The following is a 21,392-nucleotide window of genomic DNA, read 5'->3' as shown; positions in this document are numbered from 1 at the left end:
GGAGCGCTACGGCCGCCGACCGTCCCCCAACCCGAACCGGGTGGCCGTCGAGATCACCCTGACGAACGGCCGGGCCCGGAGCCTGGGCGGCCCTGTGCCACGGATCAGTCCGTCGCGATCGCGTTCAGGATGTTCATCCTGCCGGCCCGCCATGCCGGCACCAGGGCGGCCAGCAGGCCGACCAGCGCCGATCCGGCGAAGACGGTCCCGATCGTGCCCCACGGGATGTCGAGGACCTTCAGGCCCTCCAGCGCCAGCAGCTGCTGCGCCGAGGCGCCCCAGGCCATGCCCAGCCCGAGGCCCAGCAGGGCACCGAAGAGGGCGATGACCACGGACTCGAGGCGGATCATGCGGCGCAGCTGGCGCCGGCTCATGCCGATCGCCCGGCTGAGGCCGATCTCACGGGTCCGCTCGACGACCGACAGGGCCAGGGTGTTCACCACACCGAGGACCGCGACGATGATCGCCAGGGCCAGCAGGCCGTTGACCATGGTGAGCAGTTGCCCGACCTGGTCCTTCAGCGCCTGCTTGAAGTCGGTCTGGTCGCGCACCGTGTACTGCGGGTACGGCTTCAGTTCCTTCTTCAGCGCGGCGTACGCCTGGTCGGCCTTGCCCTCGACGGCCTTGCCGAACATGATCTCGTTGCGCGGCATCTTGTTCGCCGGGACGTACTTCTCCGCCGTGGAGATCGCCATGTACTTGGCGCCGTTGTCGATCGTGGTGTCGGCGGAGGTGATCGCGGCCAGTGTCAGCGTCGCCGTGGAGCCGTCCGCGAAGTCCACCTTGATCTTGTCGCCGACCTGTGCGCCGTACTTCTTGGCGATCTTCTCGTTGACCGACATGGCGTCCGGCGCGTAGGCGGCGTTCAGCTCACCCGACACGGCCTCCACCCGCAGGTCCTCCGCGTACGACGGGGTGGCCGCCGAGAAGTCGGTGTCCTTCTCGACCTTGCCGTTCGGGTAGGTGAGGGTGGCGTGGATCTCCTTGTACTCGGTGACGTGCTCCAGGTCCGGCGAGTTCTTGATGGCCTCGGCGGCCTCGGGGAGGATCGCCTGACCGGTGTCGGACTGGATGATGAAGTCCGCGCCGACCGACTTGTCGAGCTCGTCGGTCGCGGAGGCGACCATCGAGGAGCCGACGACGGACAGCGAGGCCACCAGTGCCAGGCCGATCATCAGCGCCGAGGCGGTGGCGCCGGTACGCCGCGGGTTGCGCAGCGCGTTGCGCTCGGCCATCCGGCCCACCGGGCCGAAGATCCGCAGCACGCCGGCGCTGATCACCTTGACCACGACACCCGCCAGCAGCGGGCCGATCACGATGAAGCCCAGCAGGGACAGCACGACCCCGAGGCCGAGGAACTGCGACCCCTCGGTGGCCTTGTCCGCCTGCGCCGCCGCGAACAGAGCCGCACCGCCCGCACCGGTCAGCACCAGGCCCACCGAGGCCCGGATCCAGCCCGCCTTGCCGTCCGCCGGCGTACCGGCGTCCCGCAGCGCGGCCATCGGGGAGACCTTGCCCGCCCGGCGGGCCGGCAGATAGGCGGCCAGCACGGTGACCACGACGCCCAGCAGCATGCCCCAGACCGGGGTGGTCGCCTTGACCGTGAGGTCGGCGGTGTCCAGGTGCATGCCCATGCCGCTCATCAGCTTCATCAGGCCGATGGCGATGCCGACTCCGGCGGCCACGCCGAGCGCGGAGCCGATGACGCCGAGGAGCAGTGCCTCGACGAGCACGGACCGGTTGACCTGCTTGCGGCTGGAGCCGATCGCCCGCATCAGGCCGATCTCGCGGGTGCGCTGGGCGACCAGCATGGAGAAGGTGTTGACGATGAGGAAGATGCCGACGAGGAAGGCGATCCCGGCGAAGCCGAGCATCGCGTACTTCATCACGTCGAGGAAGCTGCCGACGTCGTCCTTGTTCTCGGCCGTGACCTCCGCCTTCGTCTGGACCTTGTAGTCCGTGCCCAGCTCGGCGGCCACGTTCTTCTTCACCGCCTCGTGGGTGAAGCCCGGCGCGGTGGTGGCCATGATCTGGGTGTAGACGTCCGGCTTGCCGAAGAGCTTGGTCTGCGCGGTCGCGGTGTCGAGGTAGACGACGGTGGCGCCCGGGTTGGTGGTCTGGAAGGTCGCGATGCCGACGAGCTTGGTGGTGAACGAGCCGGGTACGGCGATGATCCGGACCTCGTCGCCGATCTTCAGCTTGTGCTTCTTGGCGACGTCGGCGTCGATCACGGACTCGGTGGGCCCGCGCGGGGTGTGACCGGAGGTGAGCTTCACGATCTTCAGCTCGCCCTGGTCCCAGTCGGTGACGATGGTCGGGGCGCCGGTCGTGGAGCCGAGGTTCTCGTCGTCCTTGTCCGCGACGGTGGCCTGGATCGTCGTCACGTCACCGTGGACGGACTTCACGCCCTTGGCCGCCTCGACCTTCTTCAGGTCGGCGGCCGGGAGGGTCGGGGTGTCCTTCTCCGCGGACTGCTGGTCGTCGCCGCTGCCCAGGTCCTTCGGGCTGACCGTCACATCGGCGGCGGTGGCCTTGAAGAGCTTGTCGAAGGTGGTGTTCATGGTGTCGGAGAAGACGAGCGTGCCGCACACGAACGCCACCGACAGGACGACGGCGATCGCGGAGAGCGCCATCCGCCCCTTGTGCGCGAAGAAGTTGCGCATCGAGGTCTTCATGACGGTCATGGGTTACGACACCCGCCCGCGCGCGTCGAAGGACTTCATCCGGTCCAGCACCTGGTCGGCGGTGGGGTTGAACATCTCGTCGACGATCCGGCCGTCGGCCAGGTACAGCACCCGGTCCGCGTACGAGGCGGCCACCGGGTCGTGCGTGACCATCACGATGGTCTGGCCCAGCTCGTCCACCGAGCGCCGCAGGAAGCCCAGCACCTCGGCGCCGGCCCGCGAGTCGAGGTTGCCCGTCGGCTCGTCACCGAAGATGATCTCCGGCCGGGCGGCCAGGGCGCGGGCGACGGCCACGCGCTGCTGCTGGCCGCCGGACAGCTGGTTCGGGCGGTGCTTCAGCCGGTCGGCGAGGCCGACGGTCTCCACCACGCGGCGCAGCCACTCCTTGTCCGGCTTACGGCCGGCGATGTCCATCGGCAGCGTGATGTTCTCGATCGCGTTGAGCGTCGGGAGCAGGTTGAACGCCTGGAAGATGAAGCCGACCCGGTCGCGGCGCAGCTGGGTGAGCTTCTTGTCCTTCAGTCCCGTGATCTCCGTCTCGTCGATCCAGATCCGCCCGTCCGTCACGGTGTCGAGGCCGGCCAGGCAGTGCATGAGGGTCGACTTGCCGGACCCGGACGGGCCCATGATCGCGGTGAACTGCCCGCGGGCGATGTCCACATCGACGTTGTCGAGCGCGAGTACCCGCGTCTCCCCCGTGCCGTACGCCTTGGTCACCTGCCGCGCCCGTGCGGCGACGGCCGTGCGGCTCGCCTGCGCTACAGCCGTGGTCACAGTCGTTCTCCTTCTGTTACGCCGGCCGCTCACCGGCCGATGTGTCTGCTGTCCGTCGTCTCTTCGAGTCTGGCGGCGCGGGCGCCTGGAATCCCTGGTGCCCGGTGGCGTATCCGAGGTGGGGCTAGCCCCACCAACGGACCTGCCGCACACCCCCGTCGCCGTGCCTGACCAGGCTCTCAGCGCGACCCCGGGTCTTCCGTCGGCCGCGGGGACGACCGTCCCCGGGCCCCTGGCACCGGGGCGCCCCCTAGGGGTCATGACCCTGTCGGTTGACGTCGGGTCAGGGTCAAGGGGAGCTGCGGGCGGAGGAGCCGCGATGAAAAGATGGGGCGTACACCCACCGGGAGGGGCAAGTGAACAGCGGCGGAGCGGGCCAGGCGGACGACATATCCGGTGCGGCGGCACGGGTGGGCAATGCCCCTGACAAGGCGGTCGAGGCCCTCGGGGGTGACGGCCCCGGCGGGAGCGAGCCTGCCAGCCGCGCGCCGGAGTGTGGCGCGGCCGGCAGCGCGGCGGAGGCGGCCGAAGCCACCGACGCACCCCCCACGCCGGTCCGCGGCCGCGGCCGGGTCGTGGCCGCCCTCATGCTCTCCATGTCGCTGGCGGCCCTCGAGGGCACCATCGTCGCCACCGCCGTCCCGCAGATCGTCGCGGACCTCGGCGGCTTCTCCGTCTTCTCCTGGGTGTTCTCCGGCTACATGCTCGCCGTCACGGTCACCCTCCCCGTGTACGGCAAGCTCGCCGACACCTTCGGCCGCAAGCCCGTCCTCCTCGCCGGCATCACCGTCTTCCTCGTCGGCGGCGTCGCCTGCGCCGGGGCGTGGAGCATGACCGCGCTCATCGCCTTCCGCATCCTCCAGGGCCTCGGCGGCGGCGCCATCCAGGGCACGGTCCAGACCGTCGCCGCGGACCTCTACCCGCTGAAGGAGCGCCCCCGGATCACCGCCGCCCTGGCCTCCGTCTGGGCCGTCTCCGCGGTCATCGGCCCCGGTCTCGGCGGCCTCCTCGCGGGTTACGCCGACTGGCGCTGGATCTTCCTGCTCAACCTCCCCCTGGGCGCGATCGCCCTGGTCCTGCTCGTCCGGAACCTGCGCGAACCGGCCCGCGAACGGACCTCCGGCCCCGTCGACTGGCCCGGCGCCCTCGCGGTCTTCGCCGCGGGCGGCCTGCTCGTCACCGGCCTCGTCCAGGGCGGGGTGGCCTGGCCCTGGATCTCGCTCCCGTCCCTCCTGCTCTTCGGCGGCAGCGTCGCCGCGACGGCCGCGACCGTGCTCATCGAGCGCCGCGCCGCGGAGCCGATCATCCCCAGCTGGGTCTGGCGCCGCCGCACGATCGCCTCGGTCAACGTCTCCCTCGGCGCGCTCGGCATCCTGATGGTCGCGCCGACGGTCTTCCTCCCCACGTACGCCCAGACCGTCCTCGGGCTGGACCCCACCCGCGCGGGCTTCGTCATGTCGGTGATGACGATCAGCTGGCCCCTCTCCGCGAGCCTCAGCAGCCGCCTCTACAACCGGGTCGGCTTCCGCCAGTCCGCCCTGATCGGCATCACCCTGGCCGCGCTGATCCTCGCCGCGTTCCCCCTCCTCCCGTACCCCGGCTCGGCCTGGCAGCCGGCGCTCCTGATGCTGCTGCTGGGCGGGGCCCTGGGCATCTACCAGCTGCCGCTGCTGGTCGGCGTCCAGTCGACGGTCGGCTGGTCGCAGCGCGGCACGGCGACGAGTTCGGTCCTCTTCCACCGCCAGCTGGGCCAGAGCCTCGGCGCGGCGGTCTTCGGCGCGGTGGCGAACGCCACCCTGGCGGGCCGCGTCACGTCGTCGGCCCACGGCACGGGGGACACGGTCACCGCCCCGTCGGACGGCCTGCGCCGCGCGGTGGCCACGGCCACGGACCACGTCTTCCTGGGCGCGGCGGCGGCGGCCGTCATCGCGCTGGTCGCCCTGTTGTGGGCGCCGCGCCGCTTTCCGGTGATCGAGCAGGAAGGCTAGGACATCCGGGCTGTACGGAGGCGCGTGACGAAGCCGCGGCGGGCGCCCGGTGGGGGGCTCCGCGCCCCGCGTACCCGGGGCGGAAGAGGGGCAAGGTTCCGGAAAAGGAACCCTTGCGCTGACCAGGGCGGGACTGGTCCCCTGGCTACCCAATAGGCTGTCCTCGACGCACGCGACCGGCAGGGGGCAAACGCGATGACGACTGGTCGGCGAGGGGCTGCCGTAGGAGCGGCCGCGCCACCGAACTCGGCTTACGCCGGGCAGGTTGTGAACTTCCCGGACCCGGTCCGGGCGGCCCGCTATCCGAACGGCGTACGAGTGGACGCCGACGGCTTCCCGGACTTCTCGCCGTACGCGCGCGCCGCCGCGGACATCGCCGAGCCCCCCGCCGGGTTCGGCATCGACGAACTGCGGCTGACGGACTACGTGTCGGCGAACGCCGCCCTGATGTCCAAGGGCCACGACCTGTGGGGCTCACTGCCGCCGGTGTCCACGCCGCACGGCTGGACCTGGCACCACGTACCCCGCACCCGGCGGCTGGAACTGGTCCCCGCCGACGTGAAGGTGCTGCTGCGCCACCACGGCGGGCTGGCCACGGCGCACGTCAACCACGACAAGCGCGGCACGCGCCCCCTGCAGGAGACCCGCCCCGTGCACTTCGCGCTCCCCAAGGGGGGCGTCGCGGTGACGGAGGAGCAAGTCCAGCGCATCGAGGAGGACCTGGGCTACCGGCTGCCGGGCGCCTACCGGGCGTTCCTGAAGGCCGCCGGCGGCTGCGCGCCCATGGGCGCGGCGCTGGACCCGCAGTTGGGGCTCCTGATCGACCAGCCGTTCTTCACCGTGCGGGACGAGGCCGCGACGAACGACCTCGTGTACGTCAACAAGTGCCTGCGCGACCACCTCACCAAGGACTACCTGGGCGTCGCCTTCCTGCAGGGCGGCCTGCTCGCGGTGAAGGTGCGGGGCGAGCGGCGGGGCAGCGTCTGGTTCTGCGCGTACGACGACGCCCGGGACCGCGACGGGCGGTTCGCGTCGGTGGCCGAGCGGACGGACGCGCTGCTGATGCCGTGCGGGGAGGACTTCGACGCCTTCCTGGAGCGGCTCGCGGGCGGTCCGCCGGAGCTGGAGACCGTGGCCAATCTGATGGTGGACGGCGGCTTCGCCCGCGTCGTCCCGGTGGGAGGGTGAACGGTCCGTGGTGACCTTCGCACAGGCGCAGGAGAGCGCCGAGAAATGGGTCAACGGCGGGGTGCCCGCGCCCGAGCAGCGCGAGGTCAGGGTGCGCGAGTTCGACCTGGGCTTCGTGGCCTGGGCGGAGGACCGCGAGGACGGCGCGCGCGCCGAGGGCTCCCGCCAGCGCATGGTCATCGCCCGCGACTCGGGGGACGTGACGCTGTGGCCGGGGCTGCCGGTGGGCGAGGTGATCCGGCGGTACGAGGAGGAGTACGGCGGGCGGGGCGGCGGCGTGCCGGCGGCCCCGAAGCCGGGGCAGCGGATCGATCTGGAGGCCACGTCCTTCCTGCTCACGCCGCCGGAGTGGCTGCAGGAGGCGGCGGACTCGCTGGGAATCGGCGCGCGGGTCGCCTCCGGCGGCGGGGCGGGAGGGCGTCCGGCGGCCTCTTCGCCCTCTTCTTCTTCGGCACCCTCTTCGCCTTCGGCGCCTTCTTCGCCTTCGGCGCCTTCTTCGCCATCGGCACCGTCCGCGCCCGGAGCGCCCGGTGGTGCGCCGTCGGCGCCCGGTGCGCCCTCCGGGCCGGGGGCGCAGGTGCCCGGGCCGCGGGGTCCGGCCGCGTCCTCGCCGTGGGCCGACGCCAACTCCAGCGGGGACGAGGGCGGTTCCGTCCTGCCGCCGGCCACCGTGTTCGCGCCGCCGCTGAGCGGCTCCGACGACGATGACACGCCGCTGCCCGGGGTACGCCCCGACGCCGAGACGGCGCGCATGCCGCAGGGCGGGCCCTTCACGCCGCCGGGCGGACCGGGCACGCCCCCGCCGCCGGGGGCTCCGTCGGGTCCGGGGGGCGGATACGCGCCACCGGGCACGCCGCCTCCGGGCGGCGGGTACGCCTCCCCGGGTACGCCGCCTCCGGGCGGCGGATACGCGTCGCCGGGTGGCCCGCCGCCTCCTCCGGGTGCGCCCGGGAGCTCGTACGCGTCGCCGAGCGGGCCGCCGGCTCCTCCGGGTGCGCCCGGCAGCGCATACGCGTCGCCGAGCGGACCCTCGGCGGGGCCGCCGCCTCCTCCGGGTGCGCCCGGCACCCCGCCGCCTCCCGGTGCGCCGGGCGGCGGGTCCTACCCGCCGTCGGGTGCCGTGCCGCCTCCTCCGGGAGCCCCCGGTACCCCGGGCGCACCGGCGGCGCCCGGTACGCCCGCTCCGGCGCCGCGGGGTCCGTCCGGGCCCGGGGCCGCCGACCTCGCGGAGGCCGCGACGGCCAAGGCGTCGCCGATCCTGCCGCCCAAGCGCTCGAACGGCGGCGGCGGCGCGCCCTCGGCCGGTGCGCCGGGCGCTCCGGGTACGCCACCGCCCCCCGGTGGCCCGGGTGCCCCCGGTGGTGGGGCAGGCGGGGCGTACGTGGCGACGCAACTCGTCCCGCAGGCCGAGATCGGCGGACTGCGACCGCCCGGTCCCCCCGGCGCTCCGGGCGCGGGAGCCCCCGGCACCCCGCCCCCGCCGGGCGCTCCCGGCGCGGGCGTCCCCGGGCCCCCGCCGCCTCCGGGCGCTCCGGGCGGCGGCTACGCACCCCCTGGCGCCCCGGGCACACCTCCGCCTCCCGGCGCTCCCGGCGCCTTCGCGCCTCCCGGTGCCCCGGGTACGCCCCCGCCTCCCGGCGCTCCGGGCGCCAGCCCCTTCGCGCCTCCGGGCGCCCCGGGCACACCTCCGCCTCCCGGCGCTCCGGGCGGCGGCTACGCGCCCCCCGGTGCCCCGGGTACGCCCCCGCCCCCCGGTGCGCCCCTCGGCGGGATGCCCGCCACCCAGCAGCCCGCCGGCGGCGGGGGCTACGGCTTCCCGCAGCCGGGCGTGCCCACCGTGGGACCGGGCTACCTCGCCGTGCTCCGCTACCGCGCCGCCGACGGCACCGAGCAGCAGGTCATGCACCGCTCCGCGCCCGGCACCCCGCACCCGGAGTGGCAGATCCTGCACGAGCTGCGCGGCCTGAACGTGCCGCCGCAGCAGGTGCTGGAGCTGCACACGGAGCTGGAGCCGTGCGATCTGCCCGGCGCGTACTGCGCCCGGATGATCCGCGAGACGTGGCCGCAGGCGCGCCTCAGCCACACCGCGGCGTACGGGCGTGACCACGCGTCGCGCCAGCAGGGCATGCACCATCTGCTCACCCACCAGGGCGAACTGCACCAGGTCGCCGAGGCGCCCGCCCGCCCGGCGCCCAGCCGGGTGCCGCTGCCCGCCCCCGGACAGGTGCAGCTGGCGCCGCCCGTACCGCCGCAGACCATCGGCCAGGAGCTGGCGCAGTCCTTCGGCCCGCAGGGCGTGCACCGCTACGACCAGCGGGCGGTGGCCCGCCAGGGCGTGCCGGACATCGTGGCGCAGACCCTGGTGTGGGCGGGGCTGCCGGTGGACTTCGGCCCGTTCTTCTGGGCCGAGGCGCAGCCGGGGCGTCCCGTTCCCACGCTGGCCGAGCTGGCGCAGGAGCGCGGCGTGCAGCCGGCGTCGGACGCGGGCTCGTACCTCGTCATGGGCAACGACTTCGGCCGTCAGCTCTGCGTCCAGTACGGGACCGCGCACATCGTCGCCGTACCGCTGGAGGCGGGGCCCGGCGGGCAGCCGGCCGTGCCGCAGTTCGTGAACACCGGGCTGCCCGAGTTCGCCCGCTGCCTGGCGCTGCTCGGGCAGATGTGGCGCTGGCGGTACGGGCTCACGCCGGACCAGGCGGGGCGCTGGTCGGTCGACTTCCAGGCCCAGCTGCTGGCCCTGGACCCGCCGGCGCTCGAGGGGCCCGACCACTGGTGGTCGGTGATCCTCGAGCAGTTCTGGGACGGACTGTTGTAGGCAGTCCCTTCGTACGACGAGCGCCCCGCCGGATTTCGGCGGGGCGCTCTGCCGTGTGCGCGCGTTCGGGGACGATCCGCCGTACGCCCGCTGTCGATCGATCGAAAAGTCCGGAGTGTTGGTTTATGCCCTTTTAGTGCCGATCGTGAAAGATGTCCGCCGAGAACAGTGTCGTACGAGAGGGGCTCACCGTATGACTGCCGACATCAGGCCGCTCGAGGGATTCCCCACCGTTCGCGGGGGCCGCGGCTACCGGCCGGTTCAGGTCGACTCCGCGGTCGAACGGCTCGGCGAGGAACGCGACTCCGCGTGGGAGCGGGCCGCCCGGCTCACCGTGCTGGCGAAGGAGCTGGAACGGGAGCTGGCGCAGCTCACCGAGCGGATGGCCGAGATCAGCGGGGAGCAGACGTACGAGCAGCTCGGCCGGCGGGCCGGGTACCTGTACGCCCTCACCCAGGAGGAGGCCGGCGGACTGCGCGTGGCGGCCCGCGCCGAGGCGGAGGCCGTGACGGGCGCCGCGCGGGAGGCCGCCGCGCGCTCGCACGCGGAGGCGGTGGCCGCGGCCGATGCCGTGCGCGCGGAGGCGGAGGCGCGGTGGCGCAGCGCGATCGGAGAGGCCGAGGCGGAGGCGGCGGAGATCCTCTCCGCCGCGCGGGCGGAGGTCGAGGCGTCGGCGGGCGAGGCGGAACGGGCGCTCATCGAGGTCCGGCACAGGACCTCGGCCATGCTCGAGGACGCGGAGGCGGAGGAGCTGGCCGCCGCGGACGACAACCAGTACGACCTGCGCGAGCGCGAGGGGGTCTGGGAGCGGTCGCTCGCGGAGCGGGCGGCTGAGGCGGAGCGGCTCGTCGAGGAGGCGGGCGCGGAGTACGCGGCGGCGCAGCAGGCCGCCGCGGAGCGGCGGGATGAGTCGGAGGCGCGGGGCGCGGAGATCATCGCTGAGGCGGGGGTGGTCGTGGAGCGCATCCAGCGGGAGACGGAGCGGCGGCTGCGGGAGGTCGATGCGCGGCGCGATGAGGTGACTTCGCACCTCGAGCACGTCCGGGCCTCCCTGTCGGCGGTCACGGGGCGCCACCCCGACGGGGTCCCGGACGACGGCGGGACGGTCCCGCCTCCGGCGCCGTCGGCGGAGTAGGGCGGTCCGCTGCGCGGTGCGGTTGCGCCGGCTGGCGCGGTCGGCGCTGCGCGCCTCGTCCTCAAACGCCGGACGGGCTGAGGGGGTGGTCCGGTCACGCTCGGATGCGTCCGGTCCCGCTGGCGCCTGCGGCGCGGTTCGGCGCTTCGCGCCTCAGTCCTCAAACGCCGGACGGGCTGGGGTGGTGCCGCGGTCGCGCTGCAAGCGTGCGGTTCCGCTGGCGCCTGCGGCGCGGTTCGGCGCTTCGCGCCTCAGTCCTCAGACGCCGGACGGGCTGGGGTGGTGCTGCGGTCGTGCTGCAAGCGTGCGGTTCCGCTGGCGCCTGCGGCGCGGTCGGCGCTGCGCGCCTCGTCCTCAGACGCCGGACGGGCTATTGGGTGGTCTGGTCGTGCTGGCGCCTGCGGCGCGGTTCGGTGCTTCGCGCCTCAGTCGTCAGACGTCGGACGGGCTGAAATGCGTACCCGCGCAGGGAAGTGGGGGCGGAGTACCCCCGCCGCAGGGTCGCCGGTCGGCAGGCGTCCCGCCCCGGGGCACCCACCGGCGCGCGCGGCGGTCGCTTCGTACGCTGAGGCGCCGGCGGTGACCAGGCAATGCCGTAACGGGTGGTGTGCGGGTGGGGGCAACCCCGCGCCGGAGGCGCGGGGCGGCGCCGGTCGCCGGGGCGAGGCGGTCACCCGCAGCCCGCGCGCCGACGCCGTACGCTGGTAACCCCCGGGGTCCGCAAACCCCGGGTCGTTCGCGTTGCCCTGTGACCCGGGATGGATGAGCCGCTCCATGAGCCTGCACGGACTGCTTGAAGCCGTCGTCAAGGATCCCGCCCTCGATGAGGCCGTCAAGGCCGCCCGCGACGGGCACCGGACGGGGGTCGACCTCGTCGGGCCCGCCGCCGCGCGGCCCTTCGCCATCGCCGCGCTCGCCGCGAAGGCGCAGCGGCCCGTGCTCGCCGTGACCGCGACGGGGCGGGAGGCGGAGGACCTCGTCGCCGCGCTGCGCAGCCTGCTGCCGGCCGACGGCGTCGTGGAGTACCCGGCGTGGGAGACGCTCCCGCACGAGCGGCTGTCGCCGCGCAGCGACACCGTGGGGCGGCGCCTCGCCGTGCTGCGCAGGCTCGCGCACCCGGCGAAGGGCGACCCCGCCGCCGGGCCCGTGTCCGTCGTGGTCGCGCCCGTGCGCTCCGTGCTGCAGCCGCAGGTGAAGGGGCTCGGGGACCTCGTCCCCGTGGAGCTGAGGCAGGGGTCGACCGCCGACCTCACGGAGATCACCGCGGGCCTCGCCGCGGCCGCGTACCAGCGCGTGGAGCTGGTCGAGAAGCGGGGCGAGTTCGCCGTACGAGGAGGGATCCTCGACGTCTTCCCGCCCACCGAGGAGCACCCGCTGCGGGTGGAGTTCTGGGGCGACGAGGTCGAGGAGATCCGGTACTTCAAGGTCGCCGACCAGCGGTCCCTGGAGATCGCCGAGCACGGCCTGTGGGCGCCGCCGTGCCGCGAGCTGCTGCTCACGGACGAGGTACGGGCCAGGGCGGCGGCCCTGGCCGAGCAGCACCCGGAGCTGGTCGAGCTCCTCGGGAAGATCGCCGAGGGCATCGCCGTCGAGGGCATGGAGTCCCTCGCGCCGGTCCTCGTCGACGACATGGAGCTGCTGCTCGACGTGCTGCCCGCGGGAAGCATGGCCGTCGTCTGCGATCCCGAGCGGGTGCGGACCCGGGCCGCCGACCTCGTGGCGACCAGCCAGGAGTTCCTGCAGGCGTCGTGGGCGGCGACCGCCGGCGGCGGCGAGGCCCCGATCGACGTGGGCGCCGCCTCGCTGTGGGGCATCGCCGACGTACGGGACCGGGCGCGCGAACTCGGCATGATGTGGTGGACCGTCTCCCCCTTCTCCGCCGACGTCGAGCTCGAGGAGGACACCCTGGAGCTCGGGCTGCACGCCCCCGAGCTGTACCGCGGCGACACCGCCCGCGCGCTTGCCGACACCAAGCAGTGGCTGTCCGACGGCTGGCGCGTCGTCTATCTCACGGAGGGCCACGGGCCGGCGAAGCGCACGGCCGAGGTCCTCGGCGGCGAGGGCATCGCCGCCCGGCTCGACGCGGGGCTGGACAGCGCCATCGAGCCGTCCGTCGTACACGTGGCCTGCGGCTCCGTCGACAACGGACTGGTCGCCGCCGGCCTGAAGCTCGCCGTACTGACCGAGACGGACCTCTCGGGCCAGAAGGCCGCCGGCAAGGACGGCCAGCGGATGCCCGCCCGCCGCCGCAACGCCGTCGACCCGCTCACCCTGCAGGCCGGCGACTTCATCGTGCACGAGCAGCACGGCGTCGGCCGCTATCTGGAGATGGTGCAGCGCACCGTGCAGGGCGCCACCCGCGAGTACCTGCTCGTCGAGTACGCCCCCGCCAAGCGCGGCCAGCCCGGCGACCGCCTCTACATCCCCACCGACCAGCTCGACCAGGTGACGAAGTACGTCGGCGGCGAGGCCCCCACCCTGCACCGCCTCGGCGGCGCCGACTGGACCAAGACCAAGGCGCGGGCGAAGAAGGCCGTCAAGGAGATCGCCGCCGATCTGATCAAGCTGTACTCGGCGCGCATGGCCGCCCCCGGCCACACCTTCGGCCCCGACACCCCCTGGCAGCGCGAGCTGGAGGACGCCTTCCCGTACATCGAGACGCCCGACCAGCTCTCCACGATCGCCGAGGTCAAGGAGGACATGGAGAAGTCGGTCCCGATGGACCGGCTGATCTGCGGCGACGTCGGCTACGGCAAGACGGAGATCGCCGTCCGGGCGGCGTTCAAGGCCGTACAGGACGGGAAGCAGGTGGCGGTGCTGGTGCCGACGACCCTGCTCGTACAGCAGCACTTCGGCACGTTCTCGGACCGGTACGCGCAGTTCCCGGTGATCACGAAGGCGCTGTCGCGGTTCCAGACCGACACCGAGGCCAAGGCCGTGCTCGAGGGGCTGCGGGACGGGTCGGTGGACGTCGTCATCGGTACGCACCGGCTGTTCTCGTCCGAGACGAAGTTCAAGGACCTGGGCCTGGTCATCGTCGACGAGGAGCAGCGCTTCGGCGTCGAGCACAAGGAGCAGCTGAAGAAGCTGCGGGCGAACGTGGACGTGCTCACCATGTCCGCGACCCCGATTCCGCGCACCCTGGAGATGGCGGTGACCGGCATCCGCGAGATGTCGACCATCACCACGCCGCCCGAGGAGCGGCACCCGGTGCTGACCTTCGTCGGCCCGTACGAGGAGAAGCAGATCGCCGCCGCGATCCGCCGTGAACTCCTGCGCGAGGGCCAGGTCTTCTACATCCACAACCGGGTGGAGTCCATCGACCGCGCCGCCGCCCGGCTGCGCGACCTCGTCCCGGAGGCGCGGATCGCCACCGCGCACGGGCAGATGTCGGAGTCGGCGCTGGAGCAGGTCGTCGTCGACTTCTGGGAGAAGCGGTTCGACGTCCTCGTCTCCACCACGATCGTGGAGTCCGGCATCGACATCTCCAACGCCAACACCCTGATCGTGGAGCGCGGCGACAACTTCGGCCTCTCACAGCTGCACCAGCTGCGCGGCCGCGTCGGCCGCGGGCGCGAACGCGGTTACGCCTACTTCCTGTACCCGCCGGAGAAGCCCCTCACGGAGACCGCCCACGAGCGGCTCGCGACCATCGCCCAGCACACCGAGATGGGTGCCGGCATGTACGTCGCGATGAAGGACCTGGAGATCCGCGGCGCCGGCAACCTGCTCGGCGGCGAGCAGTCCGGGCACATCGCGGGCGTCGGCTTCGATCTGTACGTACGGATGGTGGGGGAGGCCGTCGCCGACTACCGGGCCTCCCTCGAAGGCGGAGTGGAGGAGGAGCCGCCGCTCGAGGTGAAGATCGAGCTGCCCGTCGACGCGCACGTCCCGCACGACTACGCCCCCGGCGAGCGGCTGCGCCTTGCGGCGTACCGGGCCATCGCCGCGGCGAACTCCGAGGCGGACATCAAGGCGGTCCGCGAGGAGCTCACCGACCGCTACGGCAAGCTCCCGGAGCCGGTGGAGAACCTGCTGCTGGTCGCCGGCCTGCGGATGCTGGCCCGGGCCTGCGGCGTCGGGGAGATCGTGCTGCAGGGCTCCAACATCCGCTTCGCGCCGGTGGAGCTGCGCGAGTCGCAGGAGCTGCGGCTGAAGCGGCTGTACCCGCGGTCGGTGGTCAAGGCCGCCACCCGCCAGGTGCTCGTACCCAGGCCGAGCAGCGGCACCATCGGCGGCAAGCCGGTGGTGGGCCGGGAGCTGCTGGCCTGGGTCGGGGAGTTCCTGACGACGATCCTGGACTCGTAGCAGCCCGGAGACCCCCTGCACGGGCGGGCCGCCGGACCGGATTCGGGCGGGGCCGCGCAGGTCAGAGTTTGATGCTCCACTGCGCGGCTTCCTTCTCGAAGTCGCCCGGCTCGACCTCTACGTCGAGCACCTTCGCGTCCGCCGGGGTGTCGAAGGCGAAGACCGCGGTGGCCTTCTTCCCGGGCAGTACGGCGCCGTTGAAGCCCTCGCCGGTCTTGTCGTCGAAGATCTGCTCGGCCTCGACGCCGTCCGCACCCGCCCGCGCGGTGACCAGGACGAGCGTGCCGTCGAACTTCTCCTTGCCCGAGTTCTCCAGCGTGACGGTCACCGTGTACGCCTTGTTGCCGTCGGTGTGCCCGACCGCGTACTCGGAGGGCTTGAAGGCGGACGCCTTCGACACGGTGATCTTCATGCCGCCGTAGGCGGCCGTCTCCCCGCCGGCCAGCGGGCCGTCCGAGTTCTCCTCCTCCGCGGCGGGGGCGGCGTCCGTGTCGGACTCGCTCTTGGACTTGGCCGAAGACGAGCTGGACGTCTCCTTCTTGGGCTTCTCCGCCTCGCAGGCGGTGAGCGCGCCCATCGACAGGGCGGCGAGGACGACCACGGCGGGGACGAGTGTGCGGCGCATGACGAACTTCCTTCCGGAGCGGGGCCGTTGAGGCCACGTCGTTGACGGGAACATAAGAGCATCGGACTGTGAACCGCGTCAACAGGTAAATCTAGAATCGGTTTTATTCACTCTGTGAAGGTGGTTGTTGACGGGCGGGGATATGCTCGACGCACACACCCCCGATCCGAGGTGAGGCGAGCGATGCCCGACGACGCGACCGAGGTGACCGCCGCGGGTATAGCCAGGCTGGCCGGAGTCGGCCGGGCCGCGGTCAGCAACTGGCGCCGCCGCCATGCCGACTTCCCCCGGCCGGTCGGCGGAACGGACGCCAGCCCCCGCTTCGCCCTCGCGGAGGTCGAGGGCTGGCTGCGCGCGCAGGGCAAGCTGGACGGCGTACCGCCGCGGGAGCGGGTCTGGCAGCTCGTCGCGGGTCACGCGGACGGAGTGCCCGCGGCGCTCACCCTGGCCGGGGCGGTCCTGCTGCTGGTGCGGGAGCGGCCGGCGCGGTGGGCGGCGCTCGCGCGATCGGGTGCCGAGGAGCTGGCGTACGGGCTGGCCGAGGCGCTGCCGGAGGTGCTGGCGGCGCGGTTCGGGGCGGGTTCCTTCGTCTCGGAGCGGGTGCCCGCCGAACTCGGCGTCTCCGTACCTCTGCTGAGGGCCGCGGCCGGACTGGCCGCCGAGTTCGGGGAGGCGCGGGCCGCGTACGAGTTCCTGCTCGGCCGGTATCTGGAGACGAACCCGCGCCAGCACCCCCTGACCCCGCCCCAGCTCGCCGAGCTGATCGCCGCGCTGGCCGGACCGGGCGGCGCGCCGACCGTCCTCGACCCCGCCGCCGGCACGGGCACCCTGCTGCTGGCCGCGCCCGGTGACGGGCCCCGCCTCGCGCAGGATGTGGACCCCGAGTCGGCGACCCTGGCGGCCCTGCGGCTGGCGCTGCATTCCGGTGGTGAGGTGTCCGTCGCGGTCGGGGACACGCTGCGTGCGGACGGCTTTGCGGAGCGTGCGGTCGATCTGGTCGTGTGTCATCCGCCGTTCAACGAGCGCAACTGGGGGCACGAGGAGCTCGCTTACGACCCGCGTTTCGGCTACGGGCTGCCCGCCCGTACCGAGTCCGAACTCGCCTGGGTCCAGCACGCGCTGGCCCGGCTGCGCGACGGCGGCACCGCCGTCCTCGTCCTGCCCCCCGCCGTCGCCGCCCGCCGCTCCGGCCGCCGCATCCGCGCCGACCTCCTACGCCGCGGCGCCCTGCGCGCCGTCATCGCCCTCCCACCCGGCGCCGCACCCCCCTACGGCGTACCACTCCACCTGTGGATCCTCCGCCGCCCCAGCACCACAACCCCACCCGCCTCCGTCCTCCTCATCGACGCCGGCGAACGCTACGGCACCGGACGCGACACCATCGACTGGCCCACCCTCACCCACCACGTCACCACCGTCTGGCGCGAATACGACCGCACCGGCACCATCACTCCCCAACCCGCCGCCCACCAAGCCCAACCCGTCGTCACCCTCCTCGACGACGACGTGGACGTCACACCGGCCCGTCACCTCCCGCCGCTCTCCGCGGACGGATCGCTCGCCGGGCTCAACGACGTACGGGACCGGCTCGCCGCCACCCTCCGCACGACCGTCGAACGCGCGCCCGGCCCGGCGATGCCTCCCAGCGCCGCACTGGGTCCCCTCACCACGGTCGGCGAACTCGCCCGCGCTGGCGCCCTGACGCTCCGGCTCGGCGGTTCCGGCGCTGCCCCCGCCGGTGTGCCCGCGCCGCCCGTGCTCAGCGCGCAGGACGTGCTGGCGGGCGGTGCCCCCTCCGCGGCGCTGCCCGAACGGCCCGCGGAGGAGCCGGTGCTGGTCGAGGAGGGGGACGTCGTGGTGCCGGTCGTGGGGGCCGGGCGCGCCGTCCGCGTCGTCGACACGGCCACCGCGGGTGCCGCGCTCGGCCGCAACCTGGCGCTGCTGCGCCCGGATCCGCGGGCGCTCGACCCGTGGTTCCTCGCCGGGCTGCTGCGCGGCGCCGCCAACGCCCGCCAGGCCAGCAGCCACGCCTCCTCCACCGCCCGGCTCGACGTACGGCGCATGCAGGTGCCCCGGATGCCGCTCGCCGTCCAGCGGTCCTACGGCGAGCACTTCCGGGCCCTGGCCGCCTTCGAGTCGGCGCTGCGCGAGGCGGGGCGGCTCGGGGAGCGTCTGATGGAGGGGTTGTACGACGGGCTCGCGGCGGGGAGTGTCGGGCCGGGGTAGCAGGGGCACCGGATCCATCGACGGTGTCGGTGGCGGTCGGTACGCTTCTGCTCTCTTCACCGCATCTGTCGGCACATGTCGACCGGCGCGACCACCCGTCCCCCGTCGGTCAGTTCGAACGGAGCAGCCATGTACGGCGCCGCGTACCCCCCGGAGTCCGGGGTGCGGAGAACCACCCATCCCGCGGTGGTCATCCTGCTGCGCGTGGTGTTCGCCGGGTTGTCGTTCCTGAGCCTCGGGCTGCTGTCGTGGGTGACCCTGCTGCGTGTCGCGATCATGCGCCGGGCGCGGCAGGACTGGCTGCTGTTCTGGGGCAGCTTCCCGGTGCTGATCGGGTCGATGTGGCTGTTCCAGGGGAACGAGAGCGAGACGGCCCGGCCCATCGACTACGTCGGTCTCGTCGCGCTGTTCCTGATGGCGTGCGGTGCCGCCGGGTACTACCTGGCGGTCGACATCCGGATGCGGCAGGGCGAGCGGCAGCCGGGGTTCGGCCCCGCGCCGGGGAGCCCGTCGGGCGGGTACGGGTCGCTGCCGGTCGGTGAGCCGCGCCCGCTGCCGTACGCCGCACCGCCGCCGAATCCCTATGCCGTCGCGGAGCCCCGCCCAGCGGCTCCCGCACCCGTCCCCGCTCCCGCCCGGCCGCCGGCTCCCGCCGAGGCCGCCCCGCCGCCCCCGCCCCGAATAGACCGGGTCCGCGCCGAGCTCGACGAGCTCAGCGAGCTGCTGCGCCGGGAGCAGGACGGCCGGTGAACGGACGCGTCGTCGCGGGCCGTTACGAGCTGAGCGCCCTCATCGGGCAGGGCGGCATGGGCCAGGTCTGGCAGGGCTACGACCACGCCCTCGACCGCCGCGTCGCGGTCAAGCTCCTCCACCCGGGCAGCGCGGCCGGCTCCCAGGCCGACGGCACCCGGCGCCGCTTCCTGCGCGAGTGCCGGATCACGGCCCGGATCGGCCATCCGGGGCTGGTCACCGTGTACGACGCGGGGAGCGACGGCGACGAGCTGCACCTCGTCATGGAGTACGTCGAGGGCGCGGACCTCGCCGACCACCTCGCCGAGCACGAGCCGTACCCGTGGCCGTGGGCGGTCTGCGTGGCGGCGCAGCTGTGCGGGGCGCTGGCGGCCGTGCACGCGGTGCCGGTGGTGCACCGGGACCTCAAACCGCGCAACGTCATGGTCCGGCCGGACGGCACCGTCGTCGTCCTGGACCTCGGGATCGCGGCCGTCCTGGACACCGACACCACCCGCCTCACCCGCACCGGCGTACCGGTCGGCAGCCCGGCGTACATGGCGCCCGAGCAGGCGATGGGCGGCGCGGTCGGCCCGTACACGGACCTCTACGCGCTGGGTACGGTGCTGTACGAACTGCTCACCGGGCGCGCGCCGTTCGACGACGCGACGGCGCTCGGCGTGCTGCACCGGCATCTCTACGAGGCGCCCGTGCCCGTACGGGACGAGCGGCCCGAGGTGCCCGCCGCGCTGGCGGCGCTGGTGGACCGGCTGCTGGCGAAGGACCCCGAGGAGCGGCCGGGCTCGGCGCAGGAGGTGTACGGCGAGCTGGCGCCGCTGCTGCCCGCACCGGGGAGCCCCGGCCCCTACGCCCCGCTCGACCCGACGCGGCCGTTCCGCCGCCCGCACGCGCCGTGGCCGGACCGCCCCGCGGCCTCCGCCGCTCCCGGGCGGCGCGTTCCGGACCCCCGGGGCGCGGACATCGCGGGCGCGGTCGACGAGGCGAAGCGGCTGCTGGGCGAGGCGCGGATCACCCAGGCGGTGGACATCCTCGGCGGCATCCTGCCGGTGGCGGTCGCCGCGCACGGCGAGGGGTCGGCGGTGGTCCGGATCCTGCGCAAGCAGTACGCGGCCACGCTCATGGACGACGGCCAGTACCGCCGCGCGCTCCCGGAGCTGCGGCTGCTCGCCGACGAGCGGGTGGCGGAGGCGGGCCCGTCGGACGCCCAGGCGGTCCGGTACCGCCACGAGGCGGCGCAGTGCCGCGAACAGCTCGGCGAGGCGGGCGCGGCCCTCACGGAGTACCGCGCCCTCCTGCCGTACGCGGAGGACTCCGGCGACCCCGAGCAGCCGCTGGAGATCCGCCTGCGCATCGCCCATCTGCTGCTGACCCTCGGCAACCACACGGCCGCGCGGGCCCAGCTCACCTCGCTCGTCCGCGACGCGGAGCGGTCGGCGGGCCCGCACCACCACTTCGCGCAGGAGGCCCGGCAGTTGCTGGCGACGCTCACGACGCTGGGCGTGGGCTGACGGCCTCAGCCGTCAGCGCACGCCCCCGCGCACCTCAGCCCTGGCGCACCAGCCTGCGGACCCGCCGCGCCGTCCGCATCGCCTTGCGGGCCGCGGGCAGCAGATGCCGCGCCGCGCCCGCGGCCGCCACCCCGCCCGGCAGCTCCAGCGACGTCAGCCGGCGCCGGGTGAAGTAGCGCAGGCTGCCGTCGTCGAGGTGGGCCGACAGCCACGCCTCCGCCGCGGGCCGCAGCCGCCGGTGGCGCCGGTCCTGCATGCAGTAGCCGACCGCCGCCAGCAGCGGCTCCAGCTCGTCCACCGAGTACCGCGCCGCGGTCGACCCGACCTCGGGCACCAGCGCGTCCACGATCGTCACCGGGATCCGGTTGCTGTTCTGGTACGGCCGCAGCCGCTGCAGCAGCAGCTCCGTGCCCGCGCGGGCGACGGGCACGCCGTACAGCTCGGACGCCGTCAGCATGGCTGTGGAGAAGCAGCCGACGACCAGCCGCGGCGCGAGGCTCAGATACACCGTCTCCGCGAGCATCGGCTGCCGCAGCGTCGTCAGCCGTACGCCGGACTCCTCCGCGGCCTGCTCCAGTGCCCGCGAGTAGCGGGCGGGGGCGGTCGGATGGGGCTTGAAGAGGATCGACGTGTGGCCGGCGGCGGCCGCGCCCCGCACCATCCGGGCGAGGAGGTCCTCCTCCTCCGCCGGCTTCAGGATGTTCAGCGCGGCGAGGTACTGGCCCAGGACCACCGCCGTCGGCACGCCGCCGTCGGCGTCGCGGATGTCCACCGGTGCGGCGATCTCGTCGAGCACCTTGCGGAAGGCGTCCGAGGGGACCAGCTCCGACGGCACCCCGTACTCCGTGAGCAGCAGCGGCGTCAGCCCCGGCACCAGGTCGAGGTGGAGCAGCCGCCGCACCCGGCAGACCACGTGCTGGGGGAGCGGGTCGCGGGTCGGGCCGTAGCTCATCAGGCCGTCCGCGTACACGTGCAGCGCCGCGTCCGCGAAGATCGTGGCCAGCGCCTTCGCGGGCGCGGCCGTGACGGACTCGACGGCCAGGTCCAGCGGCCCGTCGCCCAGCCCCCACGACGTACGGAACATCCGCTGCCACAGCGGCGCGTCGTGCCCGGCCGGGGTCCAGGCGCTGGGGTGGTGCGGGCTGATCTCCCGGTTCCAGTCGACGACCTCGTCGAAGCGGGTGGCCAGCGCCGTGAAGCCGTCCATCTCGGTGAGCTGTACGGCGGTCTCGGGGACCGCCGCGTTGTTGGAGACGAGGAGGATCCGCCAGGCCCCGGCCCGCGGGCCGAACAGGCCGGCGTCCAGCGCGGCGGCGAGCGTCGCCGCCCCGTACAGCGTGGAGACCTCGAAGATCTGGGCGCGGTGCGTGGTGTTCTGGTGGTGCGGCACG

At 73.9% G+C, this 21,392-nt stretch carries 12 protein-coding genes; 8 read left to right on the top strand and 4 right to left on the bottom strand.

The window, feature by feature from the left end:
* Positions 1–104: 104 nt before the first annotated feature.
* Together AB0M28_RS29055 and AB0M28_RS29050 are read right to left on the bottom strand one after the other, a co-directional pair.
* A complete protein-coding gene (locus tag AB0M28_RS29055) occupies positions 105–2,684 on the bottom strand; it encodes an FtsX-like permease family protein (RefSeq protein ID WP_365411326.1) in 2,580 nt (859 codons plus the stop codon).
* 3 nt (positions 2,685–2,687) lie between these two features.
* Positions 2,688–3,401 (bottom strand): ABC transporter ATP-binding protein, encoded by a 714-nt coding sequence (locus tag AB0M28_RS29050; RefSeq protein WP_365411332.1) that lies wholly within the window; start codon positions 3,399–3,401, stop codon positions 2,688–2,690.
* Positions 3,402–3,814: 413 nt separating this feature from the next.
* On the opposite strand from AB0M28_RS29050, the gene AB0M28_RS29045 reads away from it, so the two are divergent.
* From AB0M28_RS29045 to mfd, 5 genes are all read left to right on the top strand, one after another.
* The gene (locus AB0M28_RS29045) at positions 3,815–5,446 is read left to right on the top strand and encodes an MFS transporter (protein ID WP_365411323.1); all 1,632 of its coding nucleotides are present in this window, start codon (positions 3,815–3,817) and stop codon (positions 5,444–5,446) included.
* Between the two features lie 195 nt (positions 5,447–5,641).
* On the top strand, positions 5,642–6,634 hold the full coding sequence (locus AB0M28_RS29040) for an SMI1/KNR4 family protein (protein WP_365411320.1): 993 nt from the start codon (positions 5,642–5,644) through the stop codon (positions 6,632–6,634).
* Positions 6,635–8,405: 1,771 nt separating this feature from the next.
* Positions 8,406–9,449, top strand: coding sequence for an SUKH-4 family immunity protein (locus AB0M28_RS29035; protein ID WP_365411317.1), 1,044 nt, complete (start codon positions 8,406–8,408; stop codon positions 9,447–9,449).
* 193 nt (positions 9,450–9,642) lie between these two features.
* Positions 9,643–10,584: a hypothetical protein gene (locus tag AB0M28_RS29030; RefSeq protein WP_365411314.1), complete on the top strand. Its 942-nt coding sequence runs from the start codon at positions 9,643–9,645 to the stop codon at positions 10,582–10,584.
* A 774-nt stretch (positions 10,585–11,358) separates the two neighbouring features.
* Positions 11,359–14,892: a transcription-repair coupling factor gene (gene mfd, locus AB0M28_RS29025; RefSeq protein WP_365411311.1), complete on the top strand. Its 3,534-nt coding sequence runs from the start codon at positions 11,359–11,361 to the stop codon at positions 14,890–14,892.
* 61 nt (positions 14,893–14,953) lie between these two features.
* On the opposite strand, the gene AB0M28_RS29020 is transcribed toward mfd, so the two are convergent.
* A complete protein-coding gene (locus tag AB0M28_RS29020) occupies positions 14,954–15,517 on the bottom strand; it encodes a DUF4352 domain-containing protein (protein ID WP_365411308.1) in 564 nt (187 codons plus the stop codon).
* 183 nt (positions 15,518–15,700) lie between these two features.
* On the opposite strand from AB0M28_RS29020, the gene AB0M28_RS29015 reads away from it, so the two are divergent.
* From AB0M28_RS29015 to AB0M28_RS29005, 3 genes are all read left to right on the top strand, one after another.
* Complete coding sequence (locus tag AB0M28_RS29015; protein WP_365411305.1) at positions 15,701–17,743, top strand: N-6 DNA methylase; 2,043 nt, start codon at positions 15,701–15,703, stop codon at positions 17,741–17,743.
* 129 nt (positions 17,744–17,872) lie between these two features.
* Entirely contained in the window at positions 17,873–18,493 is a 621-nt protein-coding gene (locus AB0M28_RS29010; RefSeq protein WP_365411302.1) for a hypothetical protein, read from the top strand.
* On the top strand, positions 18,490–20,001 hold the full coding sequence (locus AB0M28_RS29005; RefSeq protein ID WP_365411299.1) for a protein kinase: 1,512 nt from the start codon (positions 18,490–18,492) through the stop codon (positions 19,999–20,001). The genes AB0M28_RS29010 and AB0M28_RS29005 overlap by 4 nt, the downstream gene beginning before the upstream one ends.
* Before the next feature lie 34 nt (positions 20,002–20,035).
* Here AB0M28_RS29005 and AB0M28_RS29000 read toward each other — a convergent pair whose 3' ends face one another.
* Positions 20,036–21,391, bottom strand: coding sequence for a polysialyltransferase family glycosyltransferase (locus tag AB0M28_RS29000; protein ID WP_365411296.1), 1,356 nt, complete (start codon positions 21,389–21,391; stop codon positions 20,036–20,038).
* Position 21,392 lies beyond the last annotated feature (1 nt).

Source organism: Streptomyces sp. NPDC051940 (assembly GCF_040680895.1).
In the GTDB taxonomy this organism is placed as follows: domain Bacteria; phylum Actinomycetota; class Actinomycetes; order Streptomycetales; family Streptomycetaceae; genus Streptomyces.
The sequence above is the reverse complement of the archived record's forward strand: the minus strand, read 5'-3'. Positions and strand labels throughout refer to the sequence as shown.

What these genes read in the sequence shown, in the direction of transcription:
- AB0M28_RS29055 (WP_365411326.1), bottom strand. Translation starts at nt 2,684, where the DNA reads ATGACCGTCATGAAGACCTCGATGCGCAACTTCTTCGCGCACAAGGGG.
- AB0M28_RS29015 (WP_365411305.1), top strand. Translation starts at nt 15,701, where the DNA reads ATGCCCGACGACGCGACCGAGGTGACCGCCGCGGGTATAGCCAGGCTG.
- AB0M28_RS29020 (WP_365411308.1), bottom strand. Translation starts at nt 15,517, where the DNA reads ATGCGCCGCACACTCGTCCCCGCCGTGGTCGTCCTCGCCGCCCTGTCG.
- mfd (WP_365411311.1), top strand. Translation starts at nt 11,359, where the DNA reads ATGAGCCTGCACGGACTGCTTGAAGCCGTCGTCAAGGATCCCGCCCTC.
- AB0M28_RS29040 (WP_365411320.1), top strand. Translation starts at nt 5,642, where the DNA reads ATGACGACTGGTCGGCGAGGGGCTGCCGTAGGAGCGGCCGCGCCACCG.
- AB0M28_RS29010 (WP_365411302.1), top strand. Translation starts at nt 17,873, where the DNA reads ATGTACGGCGCCGCGTACCCCCCGGAGTCCGGGGTGCGGAGAACCACC.
- AB0M28_RS29030 (WP_365411314.1), top strand. Translation starts at nt 9,643, where the DNA reads ATGACTGCCGACATCAGGCCGCTCGAGGGATTCCCCACCGTTCGCGGG.
- AB0M28_RS29035 (WP_365411317.1), top strand. Translation starts at nt 8,406, where the DNA reads ATGCCCGCCACCCAGCAGCCCGCCGGCGGCGGGGGCTACGGCTTCCCG.